This is a genomic window from Amycolatopsis sp. NPDC051903, assembly GCF_044452505.1.
In the GTDB taxonomy this organism is placed as follows: domain Bacteria; phylum Actinomycetota; class Actinomycetes; order Mycobacteriales; family Pseudonocardiaceae; genus Amycolatopsis.
The window spans coordinates 108624-130624 of sequence record NZ_JBITBT010000021.1 but is presented as its reverse complement, the minus strand read 5'-3'; the positions used below and the strand labels follow the sequence as shown (position 1 = coordinate 130624).

18 protein-coding genes are annotated in these 22001 nt (G+C 71.2%); 11 read left to right on the top strand and 7 right to left on the bottom strand.

Translation table 11 applies throughout. The annotated features are described in order from the left end of the window. Positions 1-2 precede the first annotated feature (2 nt). The 5 genes from ACIA77_RS33400 to ACIA77_RS33380 all read left to right on the top strand — a co-directional run bounded on the left by ACIA77_RS33400 (position 3) and on the right by ACIA77_RS33380 (position 9845). Positions 3-1811: an aldehyde ferredoxin oxidoreductase family protein gene (locus ACIA77_RS33400; RefSeq protein ID WP_395890025.1), complete on the top strand. Its 1809-nt coding sequence runs from the start codon at positions 3-5 to the stop codon at positions 1809-1811. Between the two features lie 53 nt (positions 1812-1864). Beyond that, the gene (gene fdhF / locus ACIA77_RS33395; protein WP_395890024.1) at positions 1865-4807 is read left to right on the top strand and encodes a formate dehydrogenase subunit alpha; all 2943 of its coding nucleotides are present in this window, start codon (positions 1865-1867) and stop codon (positions 4805-4807) included. Continuing rightward, positions 4804-6534 (top strand): NAD(P)H-dependent oxidoreductase subunit E, encoded by a 1731-nt coding sequence (locus ACIA77_RS33390; RefSeq protein ID WP_395890023.1) that lies wholly within the window; start codon positions 4804-4806, stop codon positions 6532-6534. Before fdhF ends, ACIA77_RS33390 begins: the two co-directional genes overlap by 4 nt. Then, entirely contained in the window at positions 6531-7751 is a 1221-nt protein-coding gene (gene glp / locus ACIA77_RS33385) for a gephyrin-like molybdotransferase Glp (protein ID WP_395890022.1), read from the top strand. Before ACIA77_RS33390 ends, glp begins: the two co-directional genes overlap by 4 nt. 186 nt (positions 7752-7937) lie before the next feature. Then, on the top strand, positions 7938-9845 hold the full coding sequence (locus ACIA77_RS33380) for a molybdopterin biosynthesis protein (protein WP_395890021.1): 1908 nt from the start codon (positions 7938-7940) through the stop codon (positions 9843-9845). Between the two features lie 6 nt (positions 9846-9851). On the opposite strand, the gene ACIA77_RS33375 is transcribed toward ACIA77_RS33380, so the two are convergent. Together ACIA77_RS33375 and ACIA77_RS33370 are read right to left on the bottom strand one after the other, a co-directional pair. Further along, positions 9852-10346: a DUF3616 domain-containing protein gene (locus tag ACIA77_RS33375; RefSeq protein ID WP_395890020.1), complete on the bottom strand. Its 495-nt coding sequence runs from the start codon at positions 10344-10346 to the stop codon at positions 9852-9854. Then, the gene (locus tag ACIA77_RS33370; RefSeq protein WP_395890019.1) at positions 10347-10772 is read right to left on the bottom strand and encodes a hypothetical protein; all 426 of its coding nucleotides are present in this window, start codon (positions 10770-10772) and stop codon (positions 10347-10349) included. 451 nt (positions 10773-11223) lie between these two features. On the opposite strand from ACIA77_RS33370, the gene ACIA77_RS33365 reads away from it, so the two are divergent. Together ACIA77_RS33365 and ACIA77_RS33360 are read left to right on the top strand one after the other, a co-directional pair. After that, a complete protein-coding gene (locus tag ACIA77_RS33365) occupies positions 11224-12330 on the top strand; it encodes a glycosyltransferase (protein WP_395890018.1) in 1107 nt (368 codons plus the stop codon). 23 nt (positions 12331-12353) lie between these two features. Continuing rightward, positions 12354-12521: a hypothetical protein gene (locus tag ACIA77_RS33360; protein ID WP_395890016.1), complete on the top strand. Its 168-nt coding sequence runs from the start codon at positions 12354-12356 to the stop codon at positions 12519-12521. A gap of 64 nt (positions 12522-12585) precedes the next feature. Here ACIA77_RS33360 and ACIA77_RS33355 read toward each other — a convergent pair whose 3' ends face one another. Beyond that, positions 12586-13917, bottom strand: coding sequence for an MFS transporter (locus tag ACIA77_RS33355; protein WP_395890015.1), 1332 nt, complete (start codon positions 13915-13917; stop codon positions 12586-12588). Between the two features lie 213 nt (positions 13918-14130). Between ACIA77_RS33355 and ACIA77_RS33350 the strand changes: the two genes are divergently transcribed. Together ACIA77_RS33350 and ACIA77_RS33345 are read left to right on the top strand one after the other, a co-directional pair. Next, positions 14131-14721 (top strand): TetR/AcrR family transcriptional regulator, encoded by a 591-nt coding sequence (locus ACIA77_RS33350; RefSeq protein ID WP_395890014.1) that lies wholly within the window; start codon positions 14131-14133, stop codon positions 14719-14721. 20 nt (positions 14722-14741) lie between these two features. Beyond that, positions 14742-14960, top strand: coding sequence for a hypothetical protein (locus ACIA77_RS33345; protein ID WP_395890013.1), 219 nt, complete (start codon positions 14742-14744; stop codon positions 14958-14960). A 238-nt stretch (positions 14961-15198) separates the two neighbouring features. Here ACIA77_RS33345 and ACIA77_RS33340 read toward each other — a convergent pair whose 3' ends face one another. Then, a complete protein-coding gene (locus ACIA77_RS33340; protein WP_395890012.1) occupies positions 15199-15861 on the bottom strand; it encodes a TetR/AcrR family transcriptional regulator in 663 nt (220 codons plus the stop codon). Between the two features lie 159 nt (positions 15862-16020). Here ACIA77_RS33340 and ACIA77_RS33335 point away from each other — a divergent pair, with 159 nt between their 5' ends. After that, complete coding sequence (locus ACIA77_RS33335; protein ID WP_395890011.1) at positions 16021-17010, top strand: LLM class flavin-dependent oxidoreductase; 990 nt, start codon at positions 16021-16023, stop codon at positions 17008-17010. A gap of 20 nt (positions 17011-17030) precedes the next feature. Continuing rightward, positions 17031-17924, top strand: coding sequence for an SMP-30/gluconolactonase/LRE family protein (locus ACIA77_RS33330; RefSeq protein ID WP_395890009.1), 894 nt, complete (start codon positions 17031-17033; stop codon positions 17922-17924). Between the two features lie 238 nt (positions 17925-18162). Here ACIA77_RS33330 and mmsB read toward each other — a convergent pair whose 3' ends face one another. The 3 genes from mmsB to chvE are packed head-to-tail and all read right to left on the bottom strand — an operon-like array spanning position 18163 to position 22000. After that, complete coding sequence (mmsB, locus tag ACIA77_RS33325) at positions 18163-19386, bottom strand: multiple monosaccharide ABC transporter permease (RefSeq protein ID WP_395890008.1); 1224 nt, start codon at positions 19384-19386, stop codon at positions 18163-18165. Beyond that, positions 19383-20903 carry a multiple monosaccharide ABC transporter ATP-binding protein gene (gene mmsA, locus ACIA77_RS33320; protein WP_395890006.1) on the bottom strand — a complete coding sequence of 507 codons (1521 nt, stop codon included), beginning with the start codon at positions 20901-20903 and terminating at the stop codon, positions 19383-19385. Before mmsA ends, mmsB begins: the two co-directional genes overlap by 4 nt. Beyond that, positions 20900-22000 carry a multiple monosaccharide ABC transporter substrate-binding protein gene (chvE, locus tag ACIA77_RS33315; RefSeq protein ID WP_395890005.1) on the bottom strand — a complete coding sequence of 367 codons (1101 nt, stop codon included), beginning with the start codon at positions 21998-22000 and terminating at the stop codon, positions 20900-20902. The genes mmsA and chvE overlap by 4 nt, the downstream gene beginning before the upstream one ends. Position 22001 lies beyond the last annotated feature (1 nt).

Here is a 22001-nt window from a genome sequence, read left to right as displayed (position 1 = left end):
GTATGGCACCAGGCGGGTTCTTCGGCCGGGCGCTGGTCGTCGACGTGGACAACGGCACGGGCGAGGCGACGGGCGTTCCGTTCGAGCTGCCCGAGCCCGTCCTGCGCGCCTACCTCGGCGGAGTCGGCCTGGGTACGTGGCTGCTGCACCGCTTGGCCCCGCCGCGGATCGATCCCCTGGCACCGCAAGCGCCACTGGCGTTCGTCTTCTCCTCCCTCGTCGGCACGCCGCTGACCACGAGCGCGAAATTCGCCGTGGTGGCGAAATCCCCGTTGACGGGGCTGCTCACCGACGCGCTGGCGTCGAGCCAGTTCGCCATCGCCGGGAAGCTGACCGGGCACGACGCGATCGTCATCCGCGGCCGCGCCGCGCAGCTGTCCGTGCTGCTCGTCGACGGCGACGGGGTCCGGCTCGAACCGGCTCCGGAGCTGGCCGGCCTGCCCGCCGCGGAAACCGAAACGCAGGCCCGGAACCGGTTCGGCCGCGGCTGGCGCACCGCGGCCATCGGCCCGGCCGGCGAACGCCAGGTGCGCTACGCGACGATCAGCCACGACGGCCGCCACGCCGGCCGCGGTGGCCTCGGCGCGGTCCTGGGCGCCAAGAACATCAAGGCCGTGCTCGTCCGCTCGGCGACGAAAGTCGCGGTGGCGGATCAGGCCGGCGTCCTGGCCGCGGCGAAAGACCTGCGGCGGCGCAGTTTCGGCCCGGCCACGGCCAAGTACCGGGAACTCGGCACGCTCGCGAACCTGCTGGCGTTCAACGCGGTCAGCACGCTGCCGACGCGCAACTTCACCGCGGCGACGTTCGACGGCGCACCGCAGCTGGCCGCCGAGGAGCTGCACGAACTGCGCGGCGTGGCCCGCAACAGCTGCGCCTCCTGTTCCATCGGCTGCGAGCACATCTACTCCCGCAAGGGCGGCGGCAGCCAGCGGATGGAGTACGAGAACGTCTTCGCCCTCGGCCCGCTGTGCGGCGTGTCCGACCCCGACGACGTGTTCGCGGCCAGTGCCAAGTGCGACGAACTCGGCCTGGACACGATCTCGGCCGGCGGCACGATCGCGTGGGCGATGGAGTGCGCCGAACGCGGCCTGCTCGACGAACCCTGGCTGCGCTTCGGCGACGGCGGCGCGCTGCTGCGGGCCCTCGACGCGATCGGCGCCCGCTCCCCCGGGCTCGGCGAGCTGCTGGCCCAGGGCTCCCGCCACGCGGCGGGTGTCGTCGGGCACGGCTCGATCGACTTCGCCCCGCAGGTCAAGGGCTTGGAGCTGCCGGGTTACGAACCGCGCAGCCTGCAGTCGATGGCGCTGGGGCTGGCCGTGAACGCCCGCGGCGCCGACCACAACCGGTCCGGCGCCTACGAAGCCGACCTCTCCGGCGCGGTGAACCGCTTCGACGGCGGTGCCGCGCACGTGACCGCGGCCGTCGGCACCGAGGACCGCGCCGCGGTGATGGACTCGATGATCCTGTGCAAGTTCCTGCGCGGGGTGTTCGAGGACCCGTTCACCGAGTGGGCGCGGCTGCTGTCGCTGGTCACCGGCTGGGCCGTCGACGCGGACGAACTCCAGGCGACGGCGCGGCGGATCGTGCGAGCCAAGCGCGCGTTCAACCAGCGCGAAGGCGCCACTGCGGCCGACGACACGCTGCCGGCCCGCCTGCTGACCACCCCGCTGGAGCTGGCGTCGGGCCGCACGGCAGCTCTGACCGTTGAGCGGTTGCGGACGATGGTTGACAATTATTACGTTGCCCGTGGGCTCGATGAGGAAGGACGGGTGCGCGCAGGCGATCTCCCGGAACTCCTCCTCGACGCCTGACGGTACGGCGTATGTTGTATGCAACATGCGCTCTCCCGCGACGGAGGTCAGTGATGACAGCAGTCGAAGAGCCGAGCACCGCGGTGCGCACCGTGACCGCCACCATCGACGGCCGAGCGGTGACCGTGCCCGAGGGAACGAGCATCTACGACGCCGCGAAACAAGCGGGCGTCGACATTCCCGTGCTGTGCCACAACGAGCGCTACGACCCCGTCGGCGTCTGCCGGATGTGCGTGGTCGACACCGGCGGCCGCGTTTTTGCCGCGGCGTGCGTGCGCCCGTGTGACGACGGCATGGAAGTCAAGACCAACACCCCCGAGCTGGAGCGCAACCGCGCGACGCTCACCGAGCTTCTCCTGTCGGACCAGCCCGAGCGCGCCGAGGACCCGAAGCAGACCACCACCGGCGACAACCTGCTGCTGGAGCTCGCGGACCGGTTCGACGTGGCCAGGGAGACGACCGAGCTGCCCTGCGGCTCCGGGCGCGGGCACGACGGCTCCAACCCGGTCATCGACGTCAACCACGACGCGTGCATCCTGTGCGACCGCTGCGTCCGCGCGTGCGACGACATCCAGGGCAACGACGTGATCGGCCGGTCCGGCAAGGGTTACTCGACGAAGATCGCGTTCGACTTCGACGACCCGATGGGCTCGAGTTCGTGCGTCACGTGCGGCGAGTGCGTGCAGGCGTGCCCGACGGGCGCGCTGACGAACAAGCCGATCAACCTCATCCCGATCCAGCCGCGCGAGCAGCTGGACGCGGTCGACAGCGTCTGCCCCTACTGCGGCGTCGGCTGCGCGCTGACCTACTACGTCGACCGCGAACGGGGCGCCATCGCGTTCGCCGAAGGCCGCGACCAGCCCGGGTCGAAGAGCCGCCTGTGCGTCAAGGGCCGCTACGGCTGGGACTACGCCGCTTCACCGCAGCGGATCACGGTTCCGTTGATCCGCAAGGACTCCTCCTACCCCAAGGGGCCGCTGTCGGCCGACGTGCGCGGCGACGCCTTCAACGACCGGGGCCGCACGGGCGGTGGCGGCGGGCGCAGCGGCGGCAAGAAGGGCCGCGACGGCCGGCGAAAGCCGGGCGGCCTGGTCGACTACGACGAGGTCATGCCGCACTTCCGCGAGGCCACGTGGGACGAGGCCCTGGATCTGGTGGCGCAGCGCCTCATGGCGATCCACGCGGAAGGCGGACCGGGCGCGATCGCCGGGTTCGGCTCGGCCAAGTGCTCCAACGAGGAGGCCTACCTCTTCCAGAAGCTCATCCGCACCGGGTTCCACACGAACAACGTCGACCACTGCACCAGGCTGTGTCACGCCTCGTCGGTCGCCGCCCTGTTCGAAGGTGTCGGCTCCGGCGCGGTGTCGACGACGTACGGCGACGTCGCGAACGCCGACGTCGTGATCATCACCGGATCCAACCCGACCGCGAACCACCCGGTCGCGAGCTCTTTCTTCAAGCAAGCCCGCCGGCGCGGGACGAAGATCGTCTACGTGGACCCCCGGGCCAGCACGGTCGCCGAGCACGCCGACTACTACTGCCAGGTCAAGCCCGGCACCGACGTGGCGTTCTACAACGCGATCATGCACGAGGTGATCCGGCTCGGCCTGATCGACCGCGAGTTCATCGCCGAGCGCGTGTCCAACTACGACGAACTGGCCCGCACGGTCGCCGACTACCCGCCGGAACGGGCGGCGCAGATCACCGGCGTGGACGCGGACCTGATCCGCGCGGTCGCGCGGGAATGGGGCGAGGCGGGCGCCGGGGTCATCTACTGGGGCATGGGCATCTCCCAGCACACCACCGGAACCGACAACGCCCGCTGCCTGATCGCGCTCTGCTCGATCACCGGCAACGTCGGCCGGCCCGGCACCGGCCTGCATCCGCTGCGGGGCCAGAACAACGTGCAGGGCGCCTCGGACGCCGGCCTGATCCCGATGTTCTACCCGGACTACCAGGGCGTCGACCGGGAAGGCACTCGCGAACGGTTCGAGCAGGCGTGGGGGACGCAGCTCGACCCGAAGCGCGGCCTCACCGTCACCGAGATCATCGGCTCGGTGCTCAAGCCCGGTGGCGTGCGCGGCATGTACATGCTCGGCGAGAACCCGTTCCTGTCCGACCCGAACATCAACAAGGTCCGCAAAGCACTGGGCGCGCTGGACTTCCTCGTCGTGCAGGACATCTTCCTCACCGAGACGGCAGAGTTCGCCGATGTGATCCTGCCCGCCTCGTCCTACCTGGAGAAGGAAGGCAGTTACACCAACACCGACCGGCGCGTGCAGCTGGGCCGGAAGGTGCTCGACCCACCGGGCCAGGCCCGGGTCGACTGGCGGATCGTGCAGGACATCGCCCGCCGCATCGGCCTGGACTGGGCGTACTCCTCACCCAGCGAGGTCTTCGACGAGATGGTGTCGCTGATGCCGTCGTACCGGAACCTGCGCCACGACAACCTCGGTCTGTCGGGCAAGCTCTACCCGAACGACGACCCCGAGCACTCCGACGGCACCGTGGTGATGTTCGACGAGCGGTTCAACACCGACGACGGCCTGGCGCACCTCGTGCCCGCGCAGTGGCTGCCGGCCAGGGAACTCCCGGACGCGGAGTACCCGCTGGTGCTCAACACCGGCCGTTTGCTGGAACACTGGCACACCGGGTCGATGACGCGGCGGTCGTTCGCGCTGGACGCGATCTCGCCGATCCCCGAGGTGTACATGCATCCGAAGGACGCCGCCGATCGCGGACTGGCCCACGGTGAGCTGGCCCGGGTACGGTCCCGGCGCGGCACGATCGAGCTGCAGGTCCGGATCTCGCACCGAGAGCAGCTGGGCAACTGCTTCATCCCGTTCCACTTCCGGGAAGCGGCGGCGAACCTGCTGACCATCGACGAGATCGATCCCTTCGGCAAGATCCCCGAGTTCAAGTTCTGCGCGGTCCAGGCGGAGGCGCTGGGCGCGGCGCACACGGAACCGGTCGAAAAGGCGGGAGTCGCGGAATGACCTTGAGCCCCGAGCGGGTGCCCGGCGTCGAGGCGCGGGCGGGCAAGTTCCCCGGCCCGTCGCTGATCCCCGCGCTCAACGCGATCCAGGCCCGCCTCGGCTGGTTGCCGCGCGAGGAGCTGGAGGAGCTGGCCCGCGAAGTGCGGCGGCCGCGGTACGAGATCGAAGGCCTGATCTCGTTCTACCCGCACTTCCGCACCACGCCGCCGAAGAAGGTGCAGGTCAGCGTCTGCCACGACCTGTCGTGCTGGCTGCGCTCCGGCGCCGACCGGATCGCCGAGCTCAAGCGGGCCTACGGCGAGGACACCGACGTCGAACTGGTCGAGGTGTCCTGCCTCGGCCGGTGCGACGTCGCACCGGCGGCCGCGGTGAACGAGCACCCGGGCCCGGTGTCCGAAGTGGACACCTTGGTGACCGCGGCCCGTGACGGCGGCGTCGGGGACGCGACGGCGGCCCGGCGGGTCGAGCCGTGGCCGAACGACCCGTACCCGGCCGGTTCGGGGGTCCGCGAGCGGTACCGGTCGTTGCGGGCGTTCCTGGCCGGTGAGTTCACCGCCGACTCCATCGTGGACACGGTGAAGGACTCCGGGCTGCGCGGTATGGGCGGTGCCGGGTTCCCGACCGGGCAGAAGTGGAGTCTGGTCGCCGGAGCGCAGCCGGGCACGGTGAAGTACGCGATCTGCAACGCCGACGAGTCCGAACCGGGCACGTTCAAGGACCGCCAGATCCTCGCCGACCAGCCGCACCTCGTGCTGGAGGGCCTGCTGCTGGGCATGGCGGTGGTCGGGGCCGAGGAAGGCTGGGTGTTCATCCGGCACGAGTACGGGCCCGAAGAACGCGTGCTGCGCGAGGAAATCGCCGCGCTGCGCGACGCCGGGGTGATCGGGCCGGACGCGTGCGGCAGCGGCCGCCGGCTCGAAGTGGACGTGTTCGTCTCCCCCGGCGGCTACATCCTCGGCGAGGAAACGGCGCTGCTGGAGTGCATGGAAGGTCACCGCGGCGAACCGCGGAACAAACCGCCGTTCCCGGGCAACTACGGGCTGCACGGCCGTCCGACGCTGATCAACTCGGTCGAGACGTTCGCCGACGTGCCGGTGATCCTGCAGCGCGGCGCCGCGTGGTGGCAGGACCAGGGCGCGGGCGAGTCCACCGGGTGGAAGTTCTTCGCCGTGTCCGGGCACGTGCGCGAGCCCGGCGTGTACTGCGTGCCGATGGGCACGACCGTGCGGGACCTGATCGACACGGCCGGCGGGGTGCCCGACGGCGCCGCGATCGGCGCGGTGCAGCCGGGCGGGGCCTCGTCGAACTTCATCGGCCCCGACCGGCTCGACCTTCGGCTGGACTTCGGCGCGCTCGCCCAGGCCGGCACGATGCTCGGTTCCGGCGCGGTGGTGGTGCTGGCCGAAGGCACCGACCTGCTGGCCGCGTCGACGAACGTGCTGCGGTTCTTCCGCAACGAGTCGTGCGGCAAGTGCGTGCCCTGCCGGGTCGGTTCGACGAAGGCGCACACGCTGCTGCGCGGGGTGCTCGACGCCGGGGCGGAGCTGGACGAAGCCGGGCGAGCCAGGATCCGGCAGCTGGAGGAGGCCATGCGCAAGACGTCGATCTGCGGTCTCGGCCAGGTGGCGCTCGGGCCGGTCGTGTCGGTGCTCGGGCTGGCCGGGGGCGGGGCGGCGGCGCGCCCGCAGCCGCGGCCCGAGGGGGCGAAGGACCAGCCGGGTCGGTGAGCGGACGAGAGTTCTTCACCACCCGCACCGTCACCGAGGCGCTCACCGGGTTCCGCCCGGCCCACCGGACGGCGGTGGAGACCGTGCCGCTGTCGGCCGCGTTGCACCGCGTGCCCGCCGCGGACCTCCCAGCGCCCCACCACCTTCCGGGGTTCGCCCGGTCCACGGTGGACGGGTTCGCCGTCCGGGCCGCGGACACGTACGGCGCCTCGGACGGCCTGCCGTCCTATCTGGACTTGCTGGGCGCGGTCCGGATGGGCACGGAACCGGCGGTCGCGGTGCGGCCGGGCGGGTGCGTCGCGATGCCGACCGGCGGCGTGCTGCCCGAGGGCGCCGACGCGGTCGTGATGGTCGAGTTCACCGCCGAGACCATGCCGGGCACGATCGAAGTCACGCGCCCGGTCGCGCCGGGCGGCGGTCTCGTGCGGGCCGACGACGACGTGGCCGCCGGCGCCGCGCTCGTCCCCGGCGGGCGGCCGCTGCGCGCCCCGGACCTCGGGCTGCTCGCGGCCGCGGGAGTGGTTTCGGTGCCGGTGCACGCCCGCCCGCGGGTTTCGATCATCTCCACCGGTGACGAGGTCGTCCCGCCGGAGACCGGGTCACTGCGGCCCGGTCAGGTCCGCGACGCCACGGCGTCCGCGCTGGCCGGGCTGGTGCTCGACGCCGGCGGCGAACCCGTCATCGCCGGCATCGTCTCCGACGAACCCGGTGCGCTGAAGGACGAACTGGCCGCGGTGCTGCCCGGCTCGGACCTGGTCGTGGTCTCGGCCGGGTCGTCGGTGGGCGCGCGGGACGAAACCGCGGGCGCGGTCGCCGCCGTCGGCGAGGTCTGGTGCCACGGGCTCGCGATCAAACCGGGGAAGCCGACGCTGCTGGCCGAGTGCGGCGGGATTCCCGTGGTCGGCCTGCCGGGCAACCCGCTGTCGGCGCTGGTCGTGTTCGGACAGATCGGCGTGCCGCTGCTGTGGCGCCTCAGCGGCTGCGCAACGCCGCCGCCGCGGCCGGCCACCCGCGCCCGCCTGTCCCGCAACCTGGCCTCGGCGGCCGGCCGGCTCGACGTCGTCCAGGTGACGGTGCGCGACGGCGTCGCGGAGCCGCTGTTCGGGCCTTCGGCGCTGCTGTCGGTTCTGACCCGCGCCGACGGCTACGTCGTCGTCCCCGAACCCGCCACCGGCCTCGACGGTGGCACCGAGGTCGAGGTGACCCTGTACGCATGACCCGTTCGGCTCCGGGTCCGGCGGACGGCTCGCGCCGCACCGGACCCGCCACCGATCCCGACGGCACTCCCCCGGCGAGCGCGCACGGCCGTTCCGTCCCGAACCCGCTCCCAGCTCCGCTGACAACCCCGACCGATCCCGCCACCCGCCTCGACGGCGGCGCCACACCGAGGTAACCCTGTACTCATGAGCAGCCCGTTCGTCTCCGATGTCCCCGCCGCCGAGGCCCTCGCCGCGTGGCGGGAGGCGCGCGCCGCCGCCGGGTGCCCGCCGCGCGTGGGTACCGTGCGGGTGCCGGTCGGCGCGGCTGTGGGGCGAGTGACCGCGGAGCCGGTGTGGGCGCGCCGGTCGTCGCCGGCGTTCGATTCGGCCGGCATGGACGGGATCGCCGTGCTGGCGGCCGACACGACAGCGGCGTCCGAAACGAAACCGGTGGTGCTGACGGACTTCGAGGTCGTCGACACCGGTGATCCGCTGCCGCCGCGGTACGACGCGGTGGTGATGCGCGAGCACGTGCACCACACGCCCGAAGGGGCCGAGCTGCGCGCGGCGGTGCCGCCGTACCAGCACGTGCGCTCGATCGGCGAGGACATCAGTGCGGCGGAGCTCCTGCTGCCCGAGGGCCATCGGCTGCGCCCGGTCGACGTGGCCGCCTGCGCCGCCGCGGGCGTGACGGAGCCGGTCGTCCGCCGGGCTCCGGTCGTGGTGATCATCCCGACCGGGGACGAGATCCGGCCGATCGGGACGGCCGTGGAGCCCGGCGAAATCCTCGACACCAACTCGCTGATGCTGGCCGCGCAGGCGCGCGAAGCCGGGTGCGACGCGCGGGTCACCGACATCGTGCCCGACGATCCGCAAGCCATCACCGCGGTCCTGCGCGCCGCCGCGGCCGAGGCCGACCTGGTCCTGCTCATCGCCGGCTCCAGCGCGGGCCGCGACGACTACACCGCCCGCGTGATCGCCGAAGCCGGGGCCGTCGCCGTGCACGGGGTCGCCGTGCGGCCCGGGCACCCCGTGGTGCTGGGGGTCGTCGCGGGGGAACCGGCCACGCCCGTGCTCGGCGTGCCCGGTTATCCCGTGTCCGCGGCCCTCACCTTCGACATCTTCGCCGCGCCGCTGCTGGCCGAGCTCGAAGGCGCCGGGCCGCGCGAACGCCCGGCCACCACGGCACGGCTCGCCCGGAAGCTGCCGTCCGTGGTCGGCATGGACGATTGGGTGCGCGTGCGGCTCGGCCGGGTGCAGGACCACGTCGTCGCCACGCCGCTCCCCCGCGGCGCCGGCGTGCTGACGTCGCTGGTCCGCGCCGACGGCCTCCTCGTCGTCCCGGCCGGTGTCGAGGGCCACCACGCCGGGTCCGAGGTGCGCGTGGACCTGTTGCGGGGTCTGCGGGAGATCGACCGGACGATCGTCGCGATCGGTTCGCACGACCTCGTGCTCGACCTCGCCGCCTCCGCGCTGCGCGCCGCCGACCCGCTCGTCACGCTAGCTTCGTCCAACGTCGGCTCGCTCGGCGGCCTCGTCGCCCTGCGCGACGGGCTCTGCCACCTCGCCGGCTCGCACCTGCTCGACCCCGCCACCGGCGAATACACCTTGCCTTATGTGGACAAGCTCCTCGGCCCCGACGCCGCCGTGATCCGCCTCGTGCACCGTGACCAGGGCCTCCTCGTGGCGCCGGGCAACCCGTTGGGGCTCAAGGGCATCGACGACCTCGCCCAGCCGGGGGTGCGCTACGTCAACCGCCAGCGCGGCGCCGGGACCCGCGCCCTGCTGGACCACGAACTGGCCCGGCGCGACCTCGACCCGGCGGCCATTCCCGGCTACGCCCGCGAGGAGCACACCCACCTCGCCGTCGCGGCCGCAGTCGCCGCCGGGCGCGCGGACACCGGCCTCGGCATCCTCGCCGCCGCGCGTGCTTTCGGCCTCGGCTTCGTGCCCGTCGCGCAGGAACCGTACGACCTGGTTTTGCGCGCGGCCGATGTCTCAGGTGAATTGCTCGCACCGCTGTGGGACCTGCTGGAGAACCCCGGGTTCCGCACCAGCATCGAGGACCTGGGCGGGTATTCGTGCGCCGAAACCGGGACCCGCATCCGCTGAGCGCCGTCAGAGGATCGCGTACCCACCCGCGTCGTCGACGACGAGGATCTTCCGCTTCCCGTCCGTCGAGAACGCCGTGACTCCTTCGGGCTTCGCACTCCGGTGGAAGGTGACGTCGAACGGCCGCACGGTGTCCTCGCCCGGCCGCCACCGGCACAGCCGGAACGGCTCGTCCCCGCGGCCGGCCGAACGCCCGAGCACCCTGAGGAACTCCCCCGCCCGCGGGCCGTAGGAGAGGTCACGGATCCCTTGCGCCGCAGAGGGTCTCGGCGTCCCGATGGACACCATCGCCGGTTCGCCCAAGCACGCCGTCGTCCACCGCGCACCCCCGGCGTCGACGGGCACGACGACCACTCGCACGTGTCCCGGGCTGACCGGCCCTCGTAACCCGAACAGCAACGCGCCGGCGCCCGGATCCCACGCCACGCCCTCGACGTTCAGCCCGCTGTCTTCCGGCTGCCGGACCCCGGCCCCGCCGAGGTCCGGCAGCCGCGCCAGCAATCACTCCCGGAAGCCGCTCATCACCTCGGCGGGCAGGTCTCCACCGGCGCCGTACCGGACGCGCAGCAGGCCGTCGTTGATCTCCCGCCCCCGCGCGACGGACAGGGAAGAGGCGACGATGAAAAAGATCTCCCCGTCCCGGTCGACGCGGGCGAGCCCTTCGGGATCACCCAGCGCTCCCCCGCCCGCACCGGCCAGTCTGCGCCGCCGGATCCGTACGGCCACGTCGGTGTCCGCGTCCAGCGTCAGCTCGAACAACGACCCCGGATCCTTGTTGTCCACGAACACGAACCGCCGCTCCCCGACGGCCACCACACCCGAGGCGTTGAACGGCCGCTTCCCGTTCCGCGCCGGAAACGGCGCCGGCTTGACCTTCTCGCGCCCACCGGCACCCCGCGGCGCCCGATCCGCGGCCCGCTGCTCCACGCCGCCCTCCCCGGCCCGGCCCCCTGCCCCGCGAGTGCAAGCCGGGCCGGGCCGGCGTCGTCAGGTCTCCAGCGCGCCCCGCGGCATCCCGCTTTCGCGCCCGCTCGAGGTCAGGCCGAGCACGCCGCGGCCCCCCACCCGCGTGCGCGGGCCGAGCGCCGCCGGGTCGGCGGACGTGCGGTCTGGGATCTTCTTGTTCTTGAGTCACGCAACCACAGTGTGTCACCAGAATCCGGGCGGCCCTGGAACTGGTTCCGAACCACCGTCCTCGACAAAAGAGCTGTTCAACGCGTTGCCTTCACGTTCCGTGTACGTCAAAACCTCACCCTTCCGGGTGATCTGTTGAAGTTTCACGTAGCATTCCGTGTCCTCCGGCGACCTATCTGCCAAGCGCGACGGATCGCGCGAAGCCCGCCGCCCCCGCGGCTCCGCATCGAAGGACCCTCCACCCATGCCTGCACCTGCCCTGGCCGAACCGCGTCCCGGCTACCTCGGCCGGCACCGGAACGGCGGCGCGCGCGTCGTGGCCGTGATCCCGGCGCACGACGAGGCAGCGCAGATCGGCCTGACCATCGCGGCCCTGCGCGCGCAGGAGCACCCGGTGGACGAGATCTTCGTCGTCACCGACAACTGCACCGACGACACCGCGGCGGTCGCGCTCGCCGCCGGGGCGCGGGTGCGGGCGTCGGTCGCCAACGAGCACAAGAAAGCCGGTGCGCTGAACCAGGTCCTGGCCTGGCTGCTGCCCCGGCTCGACGAGGACGACGTGATCCTCGTGCAGGACGCGGACTCCACTGTGGACCCCCGATTCGTCGGCACGGCGCTGGACCACGTCGAGCGCGGCTACGGCGGCGTCGGCGGGGTGTTCCGCGGCGGCCCCGGCGGCGGGTTCGTCGGGCACCTGCAGCGCAATGAGTACGCCCGCTACGCCCGCGACGTCCACCGGCTGCGCGGGAAGTGCCTCGTGCTCACCGGGACCGCGGCGATGTTCCGCGTCGGCACGCTGCGCGAGGTCTCCGCCGCGCGGCTCGCCGGCACGCTCCCCGCGGGCGACGGCGCCGGCGGGATCTACGACACCACCGTGCTCACCGAGGACAACGAACTCACGTTCGCCCTCCTGCACCTGGGCCACCGCGTGATCTCGCCCAGCGCGTGCACGCTCGAGACCGAGGTCATGACCAGCTGGCGGGCGCTGTGGGCGCAACGCCTGCGCTGGAAGCGCGGCGCCGTCGAGAACTGCGTCCAATACGGACTCACGCGCATCACCTGGCGCTACTGGGGCCGCCAGCTGCTGACCATGGCCGGGGTGCTCGTGTCCCTGCTTTACCTCGCGACGATCGTCGTCGGCCTGTGCGACGGTGGTCTGCACCTGCAGCCGCTGTGGCTCGGTATCTCCTCGATCTTCGTGGTGGAGCGGGTGGTGACCCTCCGGTACCGGGGCTGGCGCCGAATGCTGCTCGCCGCGTCGATGTACGAACTCGTCCTCGACTACTTCCTGCAAGCCTGCTACGCCAAGGCCTGCGCCGACGCCCTCCTGCGCACCCGCAAGAGCTGGTAACCCACGGAAAACGAAGGAAAACCATGTACCAGAAGATCGGCGCCGCCACCGCGGCCGGAGTCACCGGCGGACTGGCCTACACCGGCGTCAGCGTGTTGTGGCTGGTGCTGGCCGGGTTCGCCCTGCTGGCCGCGGGCCTCGCGCTCAGGCGCATCGTCCCCGTCCTCAAACGACGGTCCACCGGCCACTGAGGACAGTGCGCCTCGGCGCCCGCCCGGGCACCGAGGCGCACTGCGCCATCCGTCGAGATCGGGGTCATCCGTCGAGATCGGCGCTGCCCCGGGCCAGCGCCGCCCGGCTCACCCCCAGCACGCAGCCCAGCGACAGCAACGACGCCAGGCACACGTACACGGCCACCGAGACGACCGTGCCGGTCGCCCGGACCAGCGCCGCCGCGATGATCGGCGCGAGTGCACCGCCCAACAGCACACCGAGCTGGAAGCTCGTCGACGACGCGCTGAACCGGACCCGCGCGTCGAACATCTCCACAATGAACGTGGCCTGCGGGCCGTAGCTGACGCTGAAGAAGATCGCGCCCACGACGTAGGCCGCCAGCACCGCGAGGAAGTTGCCGCTCGCGACGGCGAGGATCGTCGGGTAGATCCACACCGCCATCGCGGCCAGTCCGATCAGGATCATCCGGCGCCGGCCGAACCGTTCGCTCATCGAGCCGAAGTACGGCAGTGCCGCGCACGCGACCACACCCGAGATCATGATGGCCGTGAGCAGCGAAGCCCGATCCATCGACTTCGCCGACGCGGCGTAGCTGAGCGCGTAGGCGTTCACGATGTAGTAATACGCGCCGGTGCTGACCATCGAGCCGACGGCGAGCAGGATCTGCTTGGGGTACGCGCGGATCGCGGTGACCAGCGGCGCGCGCTGCTCCTCGTTGCGTTCCCGGACCTTCTCGAACACCGGCGTTTCGCGCAGCTGCAGCCGCACGACCAGCCCGACCACGACCAGCACGATGCTGATCAGGAACGGGATCCGCCAGCCCCACGCCAGGAACTGCGCGTCGGGCAGCTGCGACACCAGCAGGAACACCAGCGTCGACAGCACGAGCCCGGCGGGAACGCCGATCTGCGGGAGGCTGCCGTAGAGCCCGCGCTTGCGGGGCGAGGCGTACTCCACGGCCGTGAGCACGGCACCGCCCCACTCGCCGCCGACGCCGAAGCCCTGCACCAAGCGCAGCAGCACCATGAGGATCGGCGCCCAGACGCCCATCTGCGCGTACGTCGGCAGGGCGCCCATCAGGAACGTCGCGAAGCCCATCATGGTCAGCGACAGGACCAGCATCTTCTTCCGGCCGATCCGGTCACCGAAGTGGCCGAGCACGATGCCGCCGATCGGCCGCGCGCCGAACCCGATCGCGAACGTGGAGAACGCCAGCAGCGAACCGGCCAGCGGATCGGCCGACGGGAAGTACAGCGGCGCGATGACCAGCGCGGCGGCGATGCCGTACAGCTGGAAGTCGTACCACTCGATGGTCGTGCCGATCAGCACGGAAAGCGCCACTCTGCGCATCGGCGGGCCGGTGCGGGCCGCGGACTGCGCGGTCTCCCGCGCAGGGGTCAGCTCACTCGCCATGGGTACGTCTCCTCGTCGGTTCGAGGCGGCGTCCGGTCCGCAACCGGGAACGGGCGCCGTCCGGGTCCAAGATGGCTGCTCTGGCATCCAGGTGCGAGGGCGGCCGCGTGGCTGTGGCTGGTTCGGCCGTTCGCGTCACCGGCCGGTGACCTCTCCGGCCGGTGGTTAATTAACGTTCATTCAGCGGGTGGCACGAGACAGTAATGTGGCGGGGTGACCAAGTCAACCGCCGTCTCGCCGCAGGCCGTGCACGAAGCCGCCCGCGACCTGTTCGCGAGCCGTGGCTACCGCGGCACCTCGATGAAGGACATCGCCGAGGTGCTGGCGGTCTCGGCGCCGAACCTCTACAACCACGTCACGTCCAAGCAGGATCTGCTCTTCCGGATCATGGACGTGGCCATGGACCGCGCGCTCGCCGCGCTCGCCACCGCCCTCGACGGCGTCACCGACGTCGCCCAGCAGCTGCGGCTCGCCACCGAGGTCACGGTCCTGGACTTCCTCGAGAACCCCGCCGAGGTCACCGTGTGCAACAGCGAGATCCGCAACCTCCCCGACCCGCTCCGGCAGGCCATCATCGACAAACGCGACGCCTACGGCCGCCGCCTGCTCGCCATCGTCGACCGCGGCTGCGCCGAAGGCGTGTTCGACGTGCCCGAACCGCGCGTCGCCTCCTTCGCGATCCTCGAGATGGGCAACAACGCCAAAGCGTGGTTCCACCCGGGCGGCCACTACACGGCCACCGAGGTGGCGGCGCTGTACGGCGCGTTCGCGTTGCGGATCGTCGGCTACCGGGCGGCTGGCTGAGCCGCACCGAAGTTGATCGGATGTCGCGGATCGAACCCAAGAGCCGCCTCGCGGCCGGCCTCCGGTCGCCGCCCGCCCAGCAGCGGCTGACTTCGCGAACCCACGACACGCGGGAAGCCGACGCGCGGCTCGTGCCTCAGCGGCTGCTCGAAGTAGCTCGTACCGAGCGCAGCGTCATGATGGCCGTGACCGACGACCGTGTCCGGGAGGTGCTTCCGGTGGGGCGGCTGTGCCGGTGATCTGGTCCTGAAGCGACCCGGTGGCCGGGATCGTCGTGGTGGCACGGGTTCCAGAGCATCGGTACTCAGCCGTCCACTTCGGACTCGATCCCCGCTCAAGCCGGCAAGCGGCCGCGGAAGAGGGAGAAGGACTTCTTCGTCCCTCGCGCGATGTGGCCCACGCCGAACCGCCCGTCGGTGAGCGGCACTGCGAACCAATCGCCTTCCCGATACTTCTGCGCGGCTCCCCTGCGGGTCATCACACGCCGTCGCCGGAAGGAGTTACCGTGCCGGCGGCGGTGACCATGCCGAGGGCGAGTTCGGCGTAGAAGTGGCCGACCTCTTCGGGTGAGTCGGGGCCGTCGAGGCGGTACCAGCGGACCAGGTCGACGCACAGGGACAGGATCGCGCGGACCACGCGGTGGTCGTCGACCGGGCCGAAGGCTCGTTCGCGGGTGCCGCGGCGGATGGCTTCGTGGAAGACGGCCGTCGTCTGCTGGCGGAGGGCGATGATCGTCGCGTAGTGGTCGGGGGTCAGGCCCGAGAGTTCGTACTGGCCGACGCGGCCGGCGACGTGGTAGCGGGCGTGCCAGGCGACGAAGCGCGCGACGAGCGACTTCAGGTGGGCCGCGGGGTCTCCGGTGGCGGGTGGTTCGCTCACCACCGCGAGCACGCTCTTGTGGGCCGCCCGCACGATCTCGAAGAGCACGTGTTCCTTCGACGCGAAATGGACGTACAAGGCCGCCGACGACAGGCCCGCGGCGGAGGTGATGTCGCGGGTTTTCGTGGCGTGGAAGCCGTTCGTGGCGAAGCACCGCACGCCCGCGGTCAGCAGCCGCCGGGCGGCGTCGCCGAAGCCTTCGTCCCACAGGTCCGGCGACTCGTCCACCAGTTCCGGAACCGCGGAGTGCTGGGCGCCCATGACCGTCTCCCTTCCGCCGACAACGCTGCCACACGGCCGCCTTGCCGGACCCGATCGACGTGTGTACCGTGCCACACAGATCGCAAGGTTACTGGGCGCTTAGTCATTTGCCCTGGCAGAGGCGCTCGAACGATCGGCCACTCGATCGGAGGAGGGCACATGGACGTGTCTTGCGCGTTTCCCACCGCTCTGAGTTCCCCTGACGACATCGCCCTCGCCGAGCGCCTGGGCTACCACCGCGCGTGGGTCTACGACACGCCGCAGCAGAGTCCCGACGTGTGGATGACGCTGGCGCTCGCGGCGGACCGCACCGAGCGCATCGGCCTCGGCCCGGGCGTGCTCGTGCCCAGCCTGCGCCACCCGATGGTCAACGCGGCGGCGACCGCCACGCTGGCCGCGCTCGCACCGGGACGCGTGGCGGTGGCGTTCGGCACGGGGTTCTCGGGCCGCCGGGCCATGGGCTACGGCGCCGTCAAGTGGGCCTTCATGGAGGCCTACATCCGCGCGTACCGGGGACTGCTGCGGGGCGAAGTCGTCGAGTGGGAGGGCGCGCAGATGCGGATGCTGCACCCCGACGGGCACGCGCCGGCCCGCCCCGTCGACGTCCCGGTCCTCGTCGGCGCGCTCGGGCCGAAGGGCAACAAAGTCGCCCGTGAACTCGGCGACGGGCTCTTCGCCACGCTGGCCCCACCGGAGTTCATGACCGAGCACAGCTGGGTGCCCTACCTCGAATGGGGCACGGTGCTCGACGAGGACGAGGACGATTCGTCCGAACACGCGCGGGTGGCGGGCGGCCCCGGCTGGGCCTTGTCGTTCCACGGTGCGTACGAGTTCGGCGGCCCCGACGCCGTCCGCGCCTTGCCCGGCGGCGAGGAGTGGCTGAAGGTCGTCGAGGCGGTGCCGCAGGAACGGCGCCACCTGGCCGTCCACTCCGGACACTGCGTCGAGCTCAGCGCGGCCGACGAAGCGGCATGGCGCGCGGGCGGCAGCAGCACCCTGCGCGAGGTCACGCTCAGCGGGACCCGCGACCAGATCCGGCGCAAGCTCGACGACTACCGAGAACGCGGCGTCACCGAGATCGTCTTCCAGCCCTGCGGACCGGACACGAAGCGCGAACTCGAGCGCTTCCTCGAAGCCAGCACCTCCTGACGACCCGCGATGGAGCAGCCATGAGCCGTGACCTCACCACTGTCCTCGAAGGACTCGCGTACCTCGAATGCCCGCGCTGGCACGACGGGCGGATCTGGTTCGCCGACTTCTACACCTACCGCGTACTCTCGGCCGCCCCGGACGGCAGTGATCTGCGGACCGAGGCCGAGGTCCCGCAGCAGCCCTCCGGCCTGGGCTGGCTCCCGGACGGGCGCCTCCTGGTGATCTCGATGCGCGACGCCCGCCTGCTGCGCCGTGAGCCCGACGGCACGCTGGTGACCCACGCCGACCTCTCCGGGCACGTCAAGGGCCACCCCAACGACATGGTCGTCGACGCGCACGGCCGGGCCTACGTCGGCGAGTTCGGCTTCGACCTCATGGGCGGGCAGCCGCTCGAGACGGCCGTGCTGCTGCGCGTGGACCCGGACGGCACCGTCACCACGGTCGCCGACGACCTGTGGTTCCCCAACGGCAGCGTCCTCACCGACGACGGCGTGCTCCTGGTCTGCGAGACCTTCGCCAACCGCGTCACCGCCTTCGACGTCACCGGCGACGGCTCGCTCACGAACCGCCGCACCTGGGCCACATTCGGCGAGCAGCCCACCGCCCGCACCCAGGACGCCTTGTTCCCCCAGGTCACCGTCGCCCCGGACGGCTGCTGCCTCGACGCCGACGGCGCCCTGTGGATCGCCGACGCCATCGGCAACCGCGCCCTCCGCGTCCACGAGGGCGGCGCCATCGCCGACGAAATCCCCGCCGGCACCGGCATCTTCGCCTGCACCCTCGGCGGCACCGACGGCGACACCCTGTTCCTGTGCGCCGCACCGGATTTCCACGAGGAGGCCCGCAAGAATGCCCGGGAGGGCAAACTCCTGGCCACCCGCGTCGAGTCACCTCGCGCCGGCCGGCCCTGACCACGAAACACCGAGCAAGGACGAGTCACGGCGAGCGCCTCAGCACAGTCAGCGTCCGCACGTGGCGCCGTGTTCTCCAACGCCGAGCTGTGCGGGGACCACCACTACGCCGGTTCGCACGAGAACGACCAGGAGGGCAGCCACTTCGACCCCGTCCTCGTAGCGCGCCCGGACTACTGCGAAACAACGGGCTGGAACAAGGCTCGGCCGTCGGCCGGGACGGCCGAGCGTCGCTCCCCTACGCGGTGCCCCGGCGTTTGGTCCAGATGTCGTACGCGACGGCGGCGAGGAGGACCACGCCCTTGACCAGCATCACGCGCTCGCTCGGGGCGCCGATCAGCGACATGCCGTTGTTGATCACCGCCATGATGAGGCCGCCGGTGATCGCGCCGACGACTTTGCCCACGCCGCCCTGGACGGCGGCGCCGCCGATGAACGCGGCGGCGATCGCGTCCAGTTCGAAGTTGACGCCGGCCGTGGGGCCGGCCTGGTTGAGGCGGCCGGCGAAGATGATGCCCGCCAGTGCGGCCAGCACGCCCATGTTCACGAAGATCCAGAACGCCACCGACTTCACCTTGACGCCCGACAGGGTCGCCGCCTGGAGGTTGCCGCCGACGGCGTAGATGTGGCGGCCGAAGACGGAGCGGCCGGCGACGAGCGAGTAGCCCACCACGAGGACCGCGAGCAGGATCAGGACCCACGGCAGGTTCTTGAACCGCGCGAGCTGCACGACCACCGCGAGCACCAGCACGGCGGCGCCGGCGACCTTCGCGACGAACACCGGGTACGGGTCCACCTCCTGGCCGTAACCGAGCCGCGCCGAGCGTTTGCGCTGCTGGGTGACGGCGATCGCCGCGACGGTGAGCACGCCGACGATCAGGCTCACGAGGTCGGCGCCGCCGAGGGGGCCGAGGCCGATGTTGCCGAGGTAGCCGTCGGTGAACCCGTTGGACAGGGTCCGGATCGCGTCGGGGAACGGGCCGATGCCCTGGTTCCCGAGCACCGTCAGCGTCAGCGCGCGGAACGCCAGCATCCCGGCCAGCGTCACGATGAACGCCGGGATGCCGAAGTACGCGACCCAATAACCTTGCCACGCCCCGATCACCGCACCGGTCACCAAGGTGATGAGCACCGCGAGCGGCCACGGCACGTGCAGGTTCACCATCAGCACCGCGGACACGGCGCCCGTCATCGCGACCACGGATCCGGCCGACAGGTCGATGTGGCCGGAGATGATCACGAGGATCATGCCGATCGCGAGGATCAGCACGTAGGAGTTCTGCACGATGATGTTCGAGATGTTCTGCGGCTCCAGCAGCGCACCGCCGGTGAGCACTTCGAACAGCACCACGATCAGGGCGAAGGCGACGTAGATCCCGCTCTGGCGCGGGTTGATCGAGATCCGCCGGCCCGGCGTCGCGACCGGGGGCGGAGCGGTCCGCGGGGTGTCCGTTGTGGTCATTGCCGTTCCTTCGTCATGTACTGCATCAGCAGCTCCTGGGTCGCGTCCGCGCGGGCGACCTCACCGGTCACCCGCCCCGCGGACAGCGCGTAGATCCGGTCGCACAGCCCGAGCAGCTCCGGCAGCTCGGAGCTGATGACCAGCACGGCCTTCCCCTGCGCCGCAAGGGAGTTGATGATCGTGTAGATCTCGAACTTCGCGCCGACGTCGATGCCGCGGGTCGGCTCGTCGAGGATCAGCACGTCGGGGTCGGTGAAGATCCACTTGGCGAGCACCACCTTCTGCTGGTTGCCGCCGGAGAGCTTCCCGGTCACGCTGCGCACGTTCGGCGCTTTGATCCGCAGGTCCCGGCGGAACCGCGCGGCGGTGTCGTGCTCGGCGTGCTCGTCGACCCAGCCGCGGCGGGCCAGCTTCGCGAGCCCGGCCGCCGAAACGTTGCGCTGGACGTCTTCGATCAGGTTCAGCCCGTAGCGCTTGCGGTCCTCGGTGGCGTACGCGATGCCGTGGCGGACGGCGTCGCGGACCGAGCGGACGTCGATCGGCACGCCGTCCTTGATCAGCCGGCCCGAGATACCGGTGCCGTACGAGTGCCCGAACACGCTCATCGCCAGCTCCGTCCGGCCCGCGCCCATGAGCCCGGCGAGGCCGGCCACCTCCCCGCGCCGCAGCGTGAGGTTGGCGCGGTCGACCACGACCCGGCCGGGCTGGGTGGGGCTGTGCACGGTCCAGTCCTCGATCCGCAGCACCTCGTCGCCGACGTCGGGCACGCGCGGCGGGAACCGGTGCTCGAGGTCGCGCCCGACCATGCCGGTGATCAGCCGCTCCTCGGTGAGCCCGGCCGCGTCGAGCGTTTCGATCGTCCGGCCGTCGCGCAGGATCGTGACGGTGTCGGCGATCGAGATCACCTCGCCCAGCTTGTGCGAGATGATCACGCACGTCACGCCCTCGTCGCGCAGCCCGCGCAGCAGGTCGAGCAGGTGCTCCGAATCGTCGTCGTTGAGCGCGGCGGTCGGCTCGTCGAGGATGAGCAGCCGCACCTGCTTCGACAGCGCTTTCGCGATCTCCACGAGCTGTTGCTTGCCCACACCGAGGTCGCGCACCGGCGTCACGGGGTTCTCCCCGAGGCCGACGCGCCGCAGCAGCTCGCCGGCCTCGTGGTTGGTGCGGTTCCAGTCGATGAAGCCGCGCCGCGCCCGCTCGTTGCCGAGGAAGATGTTCTCCGCGATCGAGAGCTGCCCGCACAGCGCGAGCTCCTGGTGGATGATCACGATCCCCCGGCGTTCGCTGTCGCGCACCGAGCCGAACTGGCACTCCTCGCCGTCGAACCGGACCTCCCCGTCGTAGCTGCCGTGCGGGTGCACACCGGAGAGGACCTTCATCAGGGTCGACTTCCCGGCGCCGTTCTCCCCGCAGATCGCGTGGATCTCCCCGCGGCGCACGGAAAGGGTGACGTCGGCGAGCGCGGTGACCCCGGGGAAGGTCTTGGTGATCCCGCGCATGCCGAGCAGTTCGGTCACTTCAGCTGCCCCGCGGTGTAGTAGCCCGAGTCGACGAGTTCCTTCTGGTAGTTGGACTTGTCCACGACCACGGGCTGCAGCAGGTACGACGGGACGACCTTCTTGCCGTTGTTGTAGTCGGTCGTGTTGTTGACCTGCGGCTTCGCCCCCTTGAGCACCGAGTCGGCCATCTTCACCGTGACGTCGGCGAGCTTGCGGGTGTCCTTGAACACCGTCGAGTACTGCTCGCCGGCGATGATGGACTTCACCGACGCGACCTCGGCGTCCTGCCCGGTCACCACGGGATAGGGCTGGCCGGCGGTGCCGTAGCCGTTGCTCTTCAGCGCGGAGAGGATGCCGATCGACAGCCCGTCGTAGGGCGAGAGCACGCCGTCGACCTTCGCGCCGCCGGTGTAGGTCTTGGTGAGCAGGTCCTCCATGCGCCGCTGCGCGGTGGCCGGGTCCCAGCGCAGGATCGCGGTCGGCGCGAACGTCGTCTGGCCGCTCTTCACCACGAGCTTGCCGCTGTCCAGGAGTGGCTTGAGCACGGACATGGCGCCGTTGAAGAAGAACGTCGCGTTGTTGTCGTCCGGCGAACCCCCGAACAGTTCGATGTTGAACGGGCCCGGTCCGCTGCCGAGGCCCTTGACCAGCGAGTTCGCTTGCTCGACGCCGACCTTGAAGTTGTCGAAGGTGGCGTAGTAGTCGACGTTCGGGCTGTTGAGCAGGAGCCGGTCGTAGGCGATCACCGGGATCTTGTGGTCGGCCGCCTCCTGCAGCTGGGTGGTGATCGCGGTGCCGTCGATGGAGGCGATCACCAGCAGCTTGGCGCCCTTGGTGATCTGGTTCTCGATCTGGTTGACCTGCGTGGGGATGTCGTTCTCGGCGTACTGCAAGTCGACCTTGTAGCCCAGTTTCTCGAGTGCGGACTTGATGTTGTCGCCGTCGTGGATCCAGCGCTCGGACGACTTCGTCGGCATCGTGACCCCGACGAGCGCGCCGGCCGACGCGCCGGGAGCCGGAGCCTGATCGGCGGTCTTGACGCTCGACCCGCAGGCGGCCAGCGTCAGGGCCAGCGCGGCGGCGGCGGTAACTCGGATCCCTCGGATGAACTTCATT